General features: G+C 65.2%; 10 protein-coding genes. 3 read left to right on the top strand and 7 right to left on the bottom strand.

The features are described from left to right. Positions 1 to 48: 48 nt before the first annotated feature. Entirely contained in the window at positions 49 to 1,032 is a 984-nt protein-coding gene (locus EDF71_RS15325) for a tripartite tricarboxylate transporter substrate binding protein (protein ID WP_133857444.1), read from the bottom strand. Between the two features lie 155 nt (positions 1,033 to 1,187). Next, positions 1,188 to 2,162, bottom strand: coding sequence for a LysR substrate-binding domain-containing protein (locus EDF71_RS15330; protein ID WP_133857445.1), 975 nt, complete (start codon positions 2,160 to 2,162; stop codon positions 1,188 to 1,190). A gap of 271 nt (positions 2,163 to 2,433) precedes the next feature. On the opposite strand from EDF71_RS15330, the gene EDF71_RS15335 reads away from it, so the two are divergent. Both EDF71_RS15335 and glmU read left to right on the top strand, forming a co-directional pair. Next, the gene (locus EDF71_RS15335) at positions 2,434 to 2,856 is read left to right on the top strand and encodes a DUF2917 domain-containing protein (protein ID WP_133857446.1); all 423 of its coding nucleotides are present in this window, start codon (positions 2,434 to 2,436) and stop codon (positions 2,854 to 2,856) included. A gap of 156 nt (positions 2,857 to 3,012) precedes the next feature. Next, a complete protein-coding gene (glmU, locus tag EDF71_RS15340; RefSeq protein ID WP_133857447.1) occupies positions 3,013 to 4,431 on the top strand; it encodes a bifunctional UDP-N-acetylglucosamine diphosphorylase/glucosamine-1-phosphate N-acetyltransferase GlmU in 1,419 nt (472 codons plus the stop codon). 15 nt (positions 4,432 to 4,446) lie between these two features. Here glmU and EDF71_RS15345 read toward each other — a convergent pair whose 3' ends face one another. The 4 genes from EDF71_RS15345 to EDF71_RS15360 form a co-directional block, all read right to left on the bottom strand. Continuing rightward, a complete protein-coding gene (locus EDF71_RS15345) occupies positions 4,447 to 6,876 on the bottom strand; it encodes a TonB-dependent siderophore receptor (protein ID WP_133857448.1) in 2,430 nt (809 codons plus the stop codon). Positions 6,877 to 6,987: 111 nt separating this feature from the next. Next, entirely contained in the window at positions 6,988 to 8,295 is a 1,308-nt protein-coding gene (locus EDF71_RS15350) for a sigma-70 family RNA polymerase sigma factor (protein ID WP_133857449.1), read from the bottom strand. A gap of 110 nt (positions 8,296 to 8,405) precedes the next feature. Continuing rightward, positions 8,406 to 9,506 carry a GGDEF domain-containing protein gene (locus tag EDF71_RS15355; protein WP_133857450.1) on the bottom strand — a complete coding sequence of 367 codons (1,101 nt, stop codon included), beginning with the start codon at positions 9,504 to 9,506 and terminating at the stop codon, positions 8,406 to 8,408. Positions 9,507 to 9,826: 320 nt separating this feature from the next. Further along, on the bottom strand, positions 9,827 to 10,348 hold the full coding sequence (locus tag EDF71_RS15360; RefSeq protein ID WP_133857451.1) for an Lrp/AsnC family transcriptional regulator: 522 nt from the start codon (positions 10,346 to 10,348) through the stop codon (positions 9,827 to 9,829). A 124-nt stretch (positions 10,349 to 10,472) separates the two neighbouring features. Between EDF71_RS15360 and glmS the strand changes: the two genes are divergently transcribed. After that, positions 10,473 to 12,362, top strand: a complete 1,890-nt coding sequence (glmS, locus tag EDF71_RS15365; RefSeq protein WP_133857452.1) for a glutamine--fructose-6-phosphate transaminase (isomerizing) — start codon at positions 10,473 to 10,475, stop codon at positions 12,360 to 12,362. A gap of 187 nt (positions 12,363 to 12,549) precedes the next feature. Here the strand turns inward: glmS and EDF71_RS15370 are convergent, their stop codons facing one another. Continuing rightward, on the bottom strand, positions 12,550 to 13,542 hold the full coding sequence (locus tag EDF71_RS15370) for a bifunctional helix-turn-helix transcriptional regulator/GNAT family N-acetyltransferase (RefSeq protein ID WP_133857453.1): 993 nt from the start codon (positions 13,540 to 13,542) through the stop codon (positions 12,550 to 12,552). Positions 13,543 to 13,563 lie beyond the last annotated feature (21 nt).

Here is a 13,563-nt window from a genome sequence, read left to right on the forward strand (position 1 = left end):
AGCGCTTCTTTTTGACGGCTGCTGGCATGCGCCAGTCAGCAGGGAGACCTACTGCAGCTCGATCTTGGCCTGGGTGGCAATGCGTTTCCACAGCGCAATCTCATCGGCCTGGAACTGGCGCATCTGCGCCGGGCCGCCGCTCATCGCCGTGGCGCCCAGGTTGGCATAAAACTGCTGGGTTTCGGGCTCGGCCGCAATCTGCATGAACCAGCCCGCCAGCTTGGCACTGGTGTCCGCGGGCGTCTTGCTGTTGACCATCGCACCCACCCAGGTGTAGGCCTCGATGCCGGGCAGGCCGGCTTCGCGGGCGGTGGGCACGTTGGGCAGCGCGGCCACGCGGCTGTCGGAGGCGACGGCCAGGCCCGTCAGCCGCCCGGCTTTGATCAGCTCCTGCACCGAGGTGGCCTCGGCAAAGGCGTAGTCCACCGTGTGGCCCGCCACAGCGGTGGCGACCTCGCCCGCGCCCTTGAAGGGCACATGCACGGTCTGCACCTTGGCCACATCGTTGAACAGCTCACCCATCAGCTGGTAGCCGGCCGAGCCCGCGCCAAAGTTGATCTTGCCAGGGTTGGACTGGGCCTTGGCCACCAGATCCTTGAGCTGCTTGGTATCGGCATCACCCGGCGCCACGACGATGGCCGGGGCACGCATCATCATCGTCAGTGGGGCAAAGTCCTTTTGCGGGTCATAGGGAAGCTCCTTGAACAGCGCCGTGTTCACCGCCAGGGTGGAGTTGCTGCCGATAAAGACGGTGTAGCCATCCGCCGGGGCCGACAAGGCCTGCTTGACCGCTATAAAGCCATTGCCGCCGGGCCGGTTCTCCACCACCACCGGCTGGCCACTGAGCTGCTGCAGCTTTTTGGCGTAGTAGCGCGCCGAGGTATCGGTACCGCTGCCCGGCCCAAAGGGCACGATGAATTTGATGGGCTTGCTGGGAAAGTCCTGGGCCTGCAGCGCCGGGCTGGCGGCGCCCGCGAGCAGCGCCGCACACAGCGCCAGCGCCCGCCGGCGGCCAAAGCGAGGGTTGAACATGGCTGTCTCCTTGTGTCGTTATAGGTGACTGCCTGCGGGTGTGGAACGCGCAGGCAGCCGCTTTGACTGTAGGGAGGGTGCTCCGCCTTGTCTAATAGTGAATTGGCCGGGGCTGAGAGCGTGGGCGTATCAGCGCGGGCACTGCACAGCCCAGATCAGCTGCCGGTGCTGTCACCAATCGCCGTGCGCGTAGCGGCGGCCTGCAACTGCAGCCAGGCGCAAAAGGCGGTGACTTCGGGGCGTTGCTGGCTGCGCGGGCCAATGATCAGCCAGTAGGCGAGGGGCGAATCCATGCGGAACTCGGGCAGCACCTCGACCAGATCGCCATTGGCCAGTGCATCGGCCACCAGCGGCATGCGTGCCAGCGCCAGGCCCTGGCCAGTCAGGGCGGCCTGTGCGATCTGGTGCGCGTAGTTGAGGTAGAGCCAGCGCTTGGGTTGCAGATTGCCGCAGCCATGCAGCTCCAGCCAGCGCTCCCAGGTCAGCCAGTCCAGGTGCTGCAGGCGGTGGGCGTCGCCTGCCTCGATCAAGGTATGGCGGGCCACATCGGCGGGCTGGCTGATGCGCGGGTGGCTTTGCAGCAGCCAGGGGCTGGCGACGACGGCCAGTTGCTCGCCAAACAGGCGCTGCGAGTTAGCGGTGGCGTGCTGGGGCAGGCTGTAGCGCAGCGCCAGGTCCACATCCGAGGTTTCCAGGTCGAGCACGTTGTCGGTGGCATCGATGCGGATGTCGATCTCGGGGTTGTCGCGCTGGAAGGCCTCCATGCGCGGGATCAGCCACATCGATGCAAAGCTGGCCCAGGTGGTGATGGCCACGCTCTTGCGGCCGCTGGTCTGGCGGATCAGACGCACGGCAGAGTCGATGCGCTCGATGGCAGGCGATACCGCGCGCTGCAGCTGGGCACCAGCGCTGGTCAGTTCCACCGCGCGGGTATGGCGCAGAAACAGCGCAATACCGACCTCATCCTCCAGCGCCTGGATCTGGCGGCTGACGGCGGACTGGGTCAGCGCCAGCTCCTCGGCCGCGGCGCGGAAGTTCAGGTAGCGAGCTACCGCCAGAAAAGCGCGCAGATGGCCCACGGCGATGGGCCGGGTGCGGAGCAGGGAAGGCGGCAGAGGCAGGTCTGGCATGGTGGAGGCACTGTAGCAAGAAGTACACACTGCACCAGGGTGTATCCCCGGGGCAGGTTGGCATCATGCTCCTGCTTCGATAGCTGCCGTTGGCTTGGCGTGGCCCCGGGGCTGCAGAAAGCCTAAAACCTAGGGTAAACCATTAATGCCGTTGCTGCATCGATCGGCCCTCTTTTATTCATTGGACGCAGGCGCTGCCAAGGCGCAAGATACGCATATCGGGTAAACCCTAGGGTCGCATTGACACCAGGGCCCTGTGAAGGAAATCACCATGGCAATGTCTGCATCTCATGTTCTGTCTGCTGGCTCCATCGCTGCGCGCCCTGCGCGTGCCAGCCGCGCTGCGTCGGCCGCTGCCGAGATGCGCATTCTGCCCACCGGCAAGGCCGTCAGCTTTGTGCCCCAGCGCGATGTTGTGCTGCGCATCTCCGAAGGCACCGCCTGGATCACCCTGGGCCTGGGTCTGAGCAACGAAGCCAGCCTGCAAGCCGGTGACCTGGTCCTGCATGCCGGCCACACGGTTGTGCTCAAGGCCGGCCAATCGGTGGTCATCGAGAGCAAGCGCCAGGATCCGCTGGTCTACCACTTCCCCAAGAACCAGGGCGGCCAGCCCAACTTGGACGAGCAGCCCGCACGCTGGTTCACCCGCTTCCAATGGGGTAAGACCGACGGCAGCATGCTCTACAACATCTAAACGCTACGCCTTCTCCAACAACAGCCTGCCCCGTGCAGGCTGTTTTTTTGCCCAAAGGCAGTGGCTGCGGCAGAAGCTGAAAGCCTGTAGAGCGCGCGATAATCGCATGGTTTTGTCTTTTAGAGGCGGTGCCCGGCGCCGCTTCGCTGATCCACCATGACCGCTCCACTCGACATCATCATCATGGCCGCTGGCAAGGGCACGCGCATGAAAAGCCGCCACCCCAAGGTTTTGCAGAAGCTGGCCGGGCGTGCGCTGCTGCAGCATGTGCTGGATACCGCCGCCCAGCTGCAGGCCCGCTCGGCGGTGGTGATCACCGGCCATGGCGCTGACCAGGTGGAGGCGGCGATGGGCCAGAACCGCGCCGGCATCCACCAGCTGGCCTTTGCGCGCCAGGAGCCGCAGCTGGGCACGGGCCACGCCGTGCAGCAGGCGGTGCCGCTGCTGGCCGACGATGGCATGGCGATTGTGCTGTCCGGCGATGTGCCGCTGACGCAGGCGGACACCTTGCAAGGCCTGCTCGATGCCGCAGGCAGCGACCGTGTGGCCCTGCTCACCGTCAACATGCCCGATCCCACAGGCTACGGCCGCATTGTGCGCAATGCCGAAGGCACGGTGCAGCGCATCGTCGAGCAAAAGGATGCGAATGCGCAGGAGCGCGCGATCACCGAAATCTACAGCGGCATCATGGCCGTGCCGGTGCGCCGGCTCAAGCCCTGGCTGGCCCAGCTGAACAACAACAACGCCCAGGGCGAGTACTACCTGACCGACATCGTGGCCATGGCCGTGGCCGATGGCGTGGCGGTGGAAGGCCATTGCATTGCCGATGTGCTGCAGGTGGCGGGCATCAACAGCCCCCAGCAGCTGGCTGAGCTGGAGCGTGCCCACCAGATGCGCCAGGCCCAGGCGCTGATGGCCCAGGGCGTGCGCATGGCCGACCCGGCGCGTTTTGACCTGCGCGACGATGCGCGCGGCGGCAAGGCGCAGCTGCTCTGCGGGCAGGATGTGGAGATCGATGTGGGCTGCATCTTTGGCGGCCAGGTGCGCATTGGCGATGGCGCGCGCATTGGCGCCTACTGCCATATCAGCAATGCCGAGATCGCGGCCGATGCGGTCATCCACCCCTTTACCCATATCGATGGCGAAGCTGCTGGCGCCCAGGTGGGCGAGGGCGCGCTGGTCGGGCCCTTTGCCCGCCTGCGCCCCGGTGCCCAGCTGGGCAAGCAGGTGCACATCGGCAACTTTGTCGAGGTCAAAAACTCGCGCCTGGCCGATGGCGCCAAGGCCAACCACCTGGCCTACCTGGGCGATGCCGAGCTGGGCGAGCGGGTCAACTACGGCGCGGGCAGCATCACCGCCAACTATGACGGCGCCAACAAACACCGCACCGTCATCGAAGCCGATGTTCATGTGGGCAGCAACTGCGTGCTGGTGGCCCCGGTGACCATTGGTGCCGGCGGCACCGTGGGCGGCGGCTCCACCATCACCAAGAACACGCCGCCGGGCGCCTTGAGCGTGGCGCGCGGCAAGCAGGTCAGTATTGCGAACTGGGACCGGCCGCAGAAGAAAAGCTAAGCCTGCCGAGCAGCCTTAGAAATCCACCGATGCCGACACGACAAAGGTGCGCGGCACCATCGGCGATACCGCGCCCCAGGATGTAACCCCTGCCCAGGCATTGCGGTCGGCCAGGTTCTGCACGGTGGCGCGCAAGGTGGTCTTGCGTTCGGCGATGCGCGTGGTGTAGCGCAGGCCCAGGTCGGCGCGGGTCCATGCCGGGATGCGCAACTGGTTGGCCTGGTCGGCATACTGGGCGCCGGTGTAGGCCAGGTCGGCGATCAGGCTCAGGCCTTGCAGCGCGGGCACATCCCATTCCACCCCCACATTGGCCAGCAGGCGCGAGGTGCCGATGGGCCGGTTGCCCACCAGCGCGGCCGTGGCAGCGCGGGTAATCTCCGGCTTCAGCACCGTGAGGCCGCCCAGCAGGCGCAGGCCCTTGGCGGCCTCGCCATAGGCGTACAGCTCCATGCCCAGGTTGCGCTGCTCGCCATTGCTTTGGTAGACGCCCTGGTTCAGCCCGCCGCTGGGTTTCTCGATGCTGAACAGCGAGGCCGTGGCCATGAAGCTGCCCAGGTCGTACTTGCTGCCGATCTCGTACTGGCGGCTCTTGTAGGGGCGCAGCACTTCGCCATAATTGCTGGCCGAGGGCGGCGCGATATCGCCCTTACTCAGCCCTTCGATGTAGTTGGCGTAGAGCGACCAGTTGGGCGCCTGGCGCCAGACCACGCCCAGCGCAGGCGTGGTGACTCTCTCGTCATAGACATTGGCAGTGGCGCCGGTCAGCGCATTGAAGTTGGTCGATTTGATCACCTGGTGGCGCAGGCCCAGGGACAGCTGCAGGCGGTCGTTCAGCAGCCCCACCGTGTCGACCAGCGCCAGGCTGGTGTTGCGGTTGTCATGGATGCGCGGAATATCGCTGGGCCGGGCAATGCTCTGCGGGCTGTTGGCGATGGGTGCATAGATGTTGGACTGGATCGTGCTGCCCGCTTGCAGCGCGCGGTGGAACTCCTCGCGGTAGCTGGCCAGCTGCAGGGTGACCGAGTGCTGCAGGCCAGCCAGCGCAAAGCGGGAGCGCAGGCCAGCATCGATGGTGCTGCGGTCCACATCGAACACCGCATAGGTGGGGGTGCTGCTGGTGGCGCCGGAGGCCGAGGTCAGGCGCGGTGCAGAGTCGTAGAGGCGGTCCACATCGGCGCGTGACTGGCCCACATTGGCAAACACGGTGAGCTGCTCGGTCACATCGAACTCGGTGCGCAGCAGCACGGCGCGCTCGCGGTTGTCCGACCATTCCCAGGCCTGCGAGGCATTGCGCTTGCCACTGGGGGCGGCCGGCAGCGCGCTGAGCCCGCTGGGCATGATGGGGCGGCCCACGCCGTCGATGCGCTCGTCCTGCGACAGGATATCGAGCGTGGCGCGGAACTGCGCCACTTCGTAATCCAGCGCCAGGGCCAGCACATTGCCATTGCTGCGCTGCTGGTCCACCACCGTATCGCCCTTGTACTTGCTGGCGTTGATGCGGATGCCGTACTGGCCCTCATCGCCAAAGCGCCGGCCCACATCGGCATGGGTGTTCCAGAGGCTGTCGGAGCTGTGGCCCAGGGTCAGCCTGGCGACCTCTTCATTGGCGCGCTTGGGGGCGATGTTGATCACGCCGCCGACCGAGCCATTGGGCGACATGCCAAACAGCAGCGCGCCCGGGCCCTTGATGACCTCTATGCGGTCCACATACTCGGTGCGCACCCGGTAGTTGGGCGCAATGCCGTAGATGCCGTCAAAGGCAATTTCGCCGGAGTTGCCTTCCCAGATCGGAAAGCCCCGGATGTAGAGGTTGTCCACATTGCCGCCGGGCAGCACGGTGTAGCGCACCGAGGGGTCGCGGTTCACCGCCTCGGCAATGGTGCTGGCCTGCTGGTCGCGCACCGCCTGGGCGGTGTAGCTGGTGGTGCTGAAGGGCGCATTCATATTGCTGGTATTGCCCAGCACGCCCAGCCGCACGCCCTTGGCCACCTGGCCACCGGCATAGGGCGCTGGCAGCAGGTTGACGTACTGGTCGCCGGCCGACACGGTGACCACGGGCAGGGTGTGGTCCTGCGCGGGCGCAGGGGCGGGGGCTGGTATGCGCTCCAGGGTCAAGGTGCCTCCGGCGATGCGGCCCTGCAGGCCACTGCCCTGCAGCAGCTGGGCCAGGCCTTGCTGCAGCTCATAGCGGCCGCTGATCGCCTGGGATTGCCGGCCTTGCACCAGCTCGGAGGCATAGGTCAGCTGCAGGCCGGCCTGGCGGGCAAACTGGCTCAGCGCAGCGGACAGGGGCTGGGCGGGTAGCTCCAGCGACAGGCTTTGGGCGGAAGCCAGTTGCAGCTGCAGCCCCAGGCTGAGTGCAGCGCAGGCGCGGGCCAGTGCAGAGTGGCGGCGCAGAGGAGAAGAGCGCGAGGAAATAACGGAAGGCGCAGAGGCAAGAGGCATAAAGGCTTTCAGCAAGAGCGAAGGGGAGGGCGTAAGACCGTGGCCCGGGGGCGTTACCGGTCTTCTGAAAGCAAATACGAGCGAGGCCGCAAAACCCTGAAAAAAAGATGCTCAGCCCTTGCGCCGGCTGATCTGCAGGCCACCATCGGCCTGGGCCTTGACCTGCACCGGTGCCAACTGCGGCAGGCTGCGCAGCCAGCGCTCGGCCTGCACGATGCGCACATGGCCGCTGATCGGCAGCTGCGCTGCGCCCTCATCGATCTGCAGCTTGCGCGTGCTGTAGCGGCCCAGGCGTTCAATCACCTGGCCCAGCGGCTGCTGGTCAAAGACCAGCTCGCCCTCGCGCCAGGCGGCAGGCCGGGGCTGGGTCTGTACCTGCCAGGCGGCTGCGCTCTCTGCCAGCGGTACTTGCAGCGATTGCTGGCCCTGCAGCAGGATCTGCTGCTGGCTGCCCAGCTGCTCCACCCGCACCTGGCCCGATTCGACCTGCACCAGCACGCTGTCGGGCTCCAGCTCCACGCCAAAGCGGGTGCCCAGCACGCTGATGCGCACGGTGCCGGCCTGCACCACAAAGGGCCGGCTGGTATCGCGCGCCACGCTGAAGAAGGCCGCGCCCGCCAGCAGCTGGGCCTCGCGGAGGCCGGCGCGGTAGCGCAGTTCCACATGGCTGGCGGCATCGATGCGCAGCTGGCTGCCATCGGGCAGATCCAGGCTGCGCTGCATGCCGGTGCCACTGGCCAGGCTGCCTTGCCACAGCAGGCGCTGCTGCCACAGCTGCCAGGCGGGCCAGCCGGCGCAGGCCAGGCCGGTAACTCCCAGCAAAGCGCCCAGTGCGCCCCGGCGGCGGCGCCGCGCTGCTGCCTGCTGCGTGCCCTGGGCATCGCCGCGCCAGCGCAGCAGGGCGGCTTCCAGGCAGGCATCGGCCTGCATCAGGTCGCGCTCCACGGTGTTCAGCGATACCTGCAGGGTCTGCGCAATCTGCGCATGGGTCTGGCCATGCAGGCGGTGCGCCAGCAGCGCCGACTGCATGCGCGCTGGCAGCTCGGCGATGACCTGGGCCACCAGATTCAGCGCCTGGCGGTACATGGCCTGGTCGGCCACATCGCTGGCGCTGGGGGGCTGCAACTGCTCCCAATCTTGCAGGCTGCGCTGCTGCACACCGCGCTGGCGCAAATGGTCCAGCGCCAGGTGCTTGGCTGTGGCAAACAGGTAGGCGCGGGCAGCCTCTTGGCTGGGGGAGCTGCCATCGGGCAACTGTGCCGGGGCGGCGGCCAGGCGTAGCCAGGTCTCTTGCACCAGGTCATGGGCCTCGTCGCGGCTGCCGGTCTTGCCGGTCAGGTAGGCCAGCAGCTGCGGTTGGTGGGCGCAGAAAAGCGCATGCCAGCGCTGGGCGCTCCAGGGTGCAAGAGAGGATGGCATGGCGGCGGCAAAGGTCTGAAAACGAGAATGACTATCATTCTAGTTTCAGCGCCCTAAGCCATGCCGATGCGGGGGCAGGCGTGGGTATCGCCTGATCAGGTCAGGCCGGATCAGGTGGCCGCTGCGGCCGGGCCAGGCATGCTGGCCAGTTCTGCCAGGTGGGCGGCGGAGATGGGTTCCAGCTCGGCATAGCTGCCGTAGCTGCGGGGGGCGCCTCGGGCCTGTTCCAGCGCGGCCTCGGCCTGGTGGATCCAGTCGTCCACCGACTGGTGGTACTTGGCCAGGCTGGCAATGCCGATGCTGACGCTGATCTGCACATCGGGCCAATCGCGCAGGCGGCGGTTGAGGGCCTGGCTGTGGATGCGGTCGGCAATCTGGTTGGCGATGTCCAGGTTCACGCCGGACAGCAGCACGGCGAAGGAATCACCGCCAAAGCGGCAGGTGGCATCGCCCGGGCGCACGCAGGTGCGCAAGGTGTTGGCCACCGCGATGATGACCTCGTCGCCAGCGGTATCGCCATGGCGGCTGTTGAGCTCGCGGAAGTTATCCACATCCACAACGATCAGGAAAGCGGGAATGTCTTTTTGCTTGGCATAGGCGAACAAACGGGTCGCCAGATCCTGCCAGTACATGCGGCCAAAAAAGCCGGTCATCGCATCGACACGGCGCATCACCATCAGCATCTGTTCTTTGTGCGCCAGGCTGCGCAGCAGGTGGCCGGTGGCAATGCCTTGCATGGCCAGATAGAGGGCGATGGCCAGCAGGCTGCCGACGATGGTGAAGGTGCTGGTGTGGTGTTGCACGCTGAATGAGGTGAGCAGGCCGGTGACGGCCAGGCCTGCAATGGCGCCGACGACGGCCAGCATCGCATGGCGCACGCTTTGCATCGCATAGGTGCAGTGGATCAGTACCATCAGCATGAGGGCGCTGGTGAGCAGGTGGAAGTGCACCAGCGCCACCCAGACGCCAATGACCAGGCCATCAACAAAGCACAGGATGACGTCGTTGACGTCCGATCCGCCGGTGCGGCGGGTGCGCCAGCGGGCCAGCAGCGGCCAGGCCACCAGCGGCAGAACGATGGCAAGCCATACTGGCCAGGATGCATTGCGCTGCCACAGCGCGCCTGCGGCGGCCAGCGCACAGGACGCCAGGAAAACAATGCGGCCCCAGTCACTGCGCTGCTGGGTGCTGTCCATTTTGATATGCACCATGAATAGCCTCTCTTACCCGATGAGTAACTCCTCACAGCCCAGGGAGACAACACTCCGCAATGTTACTGTTTGATACTCATGGCGCAAGTATGGGGCCGGACTTGTGCCGAGACAAGCGCCTCCGGGCTTGTTACATTTAGTGAATGTTTTCGTCCACAACGGTTTGCTGAGAGTGGTCACGCACATCGCTGCCATGCATGGCAGCTGTGTAAGCCACCCAGGCAAGGCTTTTGCACAAAGCCCGTTTTTACCAAGCGGGTAATCACAGGCTTCCAGAGGGCGCTGGCACCGCCAACTGCGCTTTAAAGCGTTAGAAGGCCTTAGCTGTGGTGCGACAGATGCGGTCCCTTGGGCAAGGGGATGCGGGTGATGAACTTGCTGCGCTTGGTAGCGAAGTAGGTTTTCACATTGCGCACATTGCTTTGTGAGGTGAACAGCTTTTGCGTCAGCGCCAGGTAGCCGGGCATGTCATGGGCATAGACCACCAGCACAAAATCCGGCCCCGGGCTGACCCGCCAGCATTGCTGCACCTGCTCGTTCTGCACCACGGCGGCTTCAAAGGCGTCCAGCTCTTCGGCACCCTGGCGGTCCAGGCTGACCTCGACCAGCGCAAACAGGCCAAAGCCCTGCACCTTGGCCAGCACGTCGTGCGAGAGCAGGGCAACCTCGGCGGCGATCAGGCCCATTTCGCGCAGGCGCTTGATGCGGCGCAGGCAGGTGGGGGGCGAGACATGCACCTTGTCGGCCAGCGCCTGGTTGCTGACCGAGGCATCCTTTTGCAAGGCGTCGAGCAGTTGCAGGTCGATGATATCCAGTGCGAAATCGTTCAAATCATCATTCATTTTGAAATTTTATTTCAATTGATATTTATTGAGAAATATTATTTCAAAAATCATTAAAAATAGAAAGAAAATAAAATACTGACCTGTCTACACTGCAGCCATTGTTGATCAAGGAGTGAAAGCTATGTGCGGCATTGTTGGTGCAGTTTCTACGCGCAATATCGTCCCGGTGCTGGTGCAAGGCCTGCAGCGGCTGGAGTACCGTGGCTATGACTCCTGCGGCGTTGCCGTGCATGAGTCCAGCCTGGATGGACGCCAGCCCGGCGGCCTGCGCCGCGCCCGCAGCACGGCCCGCGTGGCCGAGCTGGTGGAGCAGGTCGCCAGCGAGCAGGTGCAAGGCGCCACCGGCATCGCCCACACGCGCTGGGCCACGCATGGTGCGCCGGCCGTGCACAATGCCCACCCGCATTTCAGCGCAGGCCCCGGCGTGGCCGATGTGCAGGCCGTGGGCCGCGTGGCGCTGGTGCACAACGGCATCATCGAGAACCATGAAGCACTGCGCAGAGAACTGCAGGCCAAGGGCTACCAGTTCTTGAGCCAGACCGATACCGAAGTGATCGCCCACCTGGTGGACAGCCACTACGACGGCGACCTGTTCACAGCGCTGCAGCAGGCGATCAAGTCCCTGCGCGGCGCCTATGCGATTGCCGTGATGCACAAGGACGAACCCCACCGCGTGGTGGGTGCGCGTGCCGGCTCGCCGCTGATCCTGGGCGTGGGCAACAACGAGAACTTCCTGGCCAGTGACGCGATGGCCCTGGCCGGTGTGACCGACCAGATCGTCTACCTCGCCGAAGGCGACATGGTCGACCTGCAGATTGGCCGCTACTGGGTGGTGGACCACAACGGCAAGACGCTGGAGGCAGCAGACCGCCCGGTCAAGACCGTGCATGCGCACAGCGGCGCCGTGGAGCTGGGCCCATACCGCCACTACATGCAAAAAGAGATCTTCGAGCAGCCACGCGCGATTGCCGACACCCTGGAAGGTGTGCAAAGCGTGGTGCCCGAGCTGTTTGACGGCATCGAGGGCGATGCCGCCTGGCGCGTGTTCAAGGACATCGACGAGGTGCTGATCCTGGCCTGCGGCACCAGCTACTACAGCGGCTGTACCGCCAAGTACTGGATCGAAGGCCTGGCAGGCATCCGCTGCAATGTGGAAGTGGCCAGCGAATACCGCTATCGCAAGAGCGTGCCCAACCCCAAGGCCCTGGTCGTCACCATCAGCCAGTCGGGCGAGACGGCCGACACCTTGGCCGCGCTGCGCCATGCCCAAAGCCTGGGCATGACCAACACCCTGACCATCTGCAACGTGGCCACCAGCGCCATGGTGCGTGAGTGCAAGCTGAGCTACATCACCCGCGCCGGCATGGAAATCGGTGTGGCCTCCACCAAGGCCTTTACCACCCAGCTGGCGGGCCTGTTCCTGCTGACCCTGGCGCTGGGCCAGAGCAAGGGCCATATCACCGAAGCCCAGTCCGACGCCTACCTGGAAAAAATGCGCCACCTGCCGCTGGCCCTGCAAGCGGTGCTGGCGCTGGAACCCCAGGTGGTGAGCTGGGCAGAGGACTTTGCGCGCAAGGAAAACGCGCTCTTCCTGGGCCGTGGCATCCACTACCCGATCGCGCTGGAAGGCGCGCTCAAGCTCAAGGAGATCAGCTATATCCACGCCGAAGCCTACCCGGCCGGTGAGCTGAAACACGGCCCCTTGGCGCTGGTGGACAGCGAGATGCCCGTCGTCACCGTCGCCCCCAACGACGAGCTGCTGGAAAAGCTCAAGAGCAATGTGCAGGAAGTGCGCGCGCGCGGCGGTGTGCTCTATGTGCTGGCCGATGCCAACACCAATATCGAGAACGAAGAGGGCATGCACGTGATCCGCATGCCCGAACACTACGGCGTGCTCAGCCCCATCCTGCATGTGGTGCCGCTGCAGCTGCTGTCGTACCACACGGCCGTGGCACGCGGCACCGATGTGGACAAGCCGCGCAACCTGGCCAAGTCGGTCACGGTGGAGTAAGAACCACCGGCATCGTTGCCCCTGTGTTCTGGGTCACCCCAGTCGGGAAGCCGCATGAAACGCGCGTGCGGCTTTTCGTCATCTTGCTGCGCAGCAAAGGCGAGGGGTTGGATCTGAACTTGGGCTTGGTGAAGCCACTCCGGAGGACCGGTCCGCTTCCGAGCCGAGGCCCCACCGCAATAACGACTCAGGCCTCGTTCTTCGATCCCGCGAGCGCATTCCGCACGCGAAGAAAGCGCCGTTCGGTGGTCTCCACTCCCCAGCGCGTCACGGCCCGGGCAGAGACCAGCGCAAAGCCCTGAGAGCCGTAGAGCGCGGCCGTGGCGCTGGACTCGCCCAGGTCCGCCACATGGATCTCATCGAAATGGAGATCTGCATGGGCCAGTGCCTTAAGCAGAAGGCGCTTGCCAATGCCCAGGCCCCGCAGGCTGCTGTCCACCACGAACCAGCGCAGCCGCCCCACGCGGGTGAGCGGATTGCCCTCCAGCGCGATGCAGCCCAGCACGCGCGTGTCCTCACGGTACAGCCACACGCCATTTCCCTCGTCCAGCGGCGACTGAAGAAAGGCCGAGAGTTCCACCGCGGTCTGGCATTCGCAGGCCTTCGCATCCATGCCTTGCGCGGCGACATGGCGGGCCAGCATGGCAGACACATCACCCAGCATGCCCGGCGCATAGCCGGACGACAGCTGGCGCTCGATCTGCGCAGGCCTGTCCACATGCGCGTTGTCGCGTGACAGTGCAGAGGCGTACAGAGACAGGAGCCGGTTCAGTGCGTCGTGTTCATGCGGCTCCAGTTGTTGCAGCACGCGCGTGACCTGTTCAGTGCCAAAGTGGTCAATCTGCAGCTGCAAGTCCTGGCCTTCGTCGGTGAGAAACAAGCGGGAAGAGCGGGCGTCGTCGGCGGCCGATTCTCTGCGGACCAAACCCATGGTCTCCAACTTGGCCAGCTGCCGGCTGGTGTTGGATTTGTCCAGCCGCAGCAGCGCAGCCAGATCGCGCGCCTGGAGACCCGGCTGCGCGCCTATCTCAATGATGGCGTGTACCGCAGAGGGAGCTAACTCGCTGCCACCGAAGGGGGAGCGCAGATAGCCCAGCTCGCGCACCAACTGGCGAGAAAACCCGCGCAACTGGTGGACGACGTTGAGGGGGATGGACGGGGTGGGGCGGGAGCTTGTCATTGTTTTAGTTGCGTTTCGCAA

Origin of the sequence: Comamonas sp. JUb58, assembly GCF_004364775.1 — a bacterium.
Lineage (GTDB): Bacteria > Pseudomonadota > Gammaproteobacteria > Burkholderiales > Burkholderiaceae_C > Comamonas.

What these genes read in the sequence shown, in the direction of transcription:
- EDF71_RS15370 (WP_133857453.1), bottom strand. Translation starts at nt 13,542, where the DNA reads ATGACAAGCTCCCGCCCCACCCCGTCCATCCCCCTCAACGTCGTCCAC.
- EDF71_RS15330 (WP_133857445.1), bottom strand. Translation starts at nt 2,162, where the DNA reads ATGCCAGACCTGCCTCTGCCGCCTTCCCTGCTCCGCACCCGGCCCATC.
- EDF71_RS15350 (WP_133857449.1), bottom strand. Translation starts at nt 8,295, where the DNA reads ATGCCATCCTCTCTTGCACCCTGGAGCGCCCAGCGCTGGCATGCGCTT.
- EDF71_RS15360 (WP_133857451.1), bottom strand. Translation starts at nt 10,348, where the DNA reads ATGAATGATGATTTGAACGATTTCGCACTGGATATCATCGACCTGCAA.
- EDF71_RS15325 (WP_133857444.1), bottom strand. Translation starts at nt 1,032, where the DNA reads ATGTTCAACCCTCGCTTTGGCCGCCGGCGGGCGCTGGCGCTGTGTGCG.
- EDF71_RS15345 (WP_133857448.1), bottom strand. Translation starts at nt 6,876, where the DNA reads ATGCCTCTTGCCTCTGCGCCTTCCGTTATTTCCTCGCGCTCTTCTCCT.
- EDF71_RS15335 (WP_133857446.1), top strand. Translation starts at nt 2,434, where the DNA reads ATGGCAATGTCTGCATCTCATGTTCTGTCTGCTGGCTCCATCGCTGCG.
- glmU (WP_133857447.1), top strand. Translation starts at nt 3,013, where the DNA reads ATGACCGCTCCACTCGACATCATCATCATGGCCGCTGGCAAGGGCACG.
- glmS (WP_133857452.1), top strand. Translation starts at nt 10,473, where the DNA reads ATGTGCGGCATTGTTGGTGCAGTTTCTACGCGCAATATCGTCCCGGTG.
- EDF71_RS15355 (WP_133857450.1), bottom strand. Translation starts at nt 9,506, where the DNA reads ATGGTGCATATCAAAATGGACAGCACCCAGCAGCGCAGTGACTGGGGC.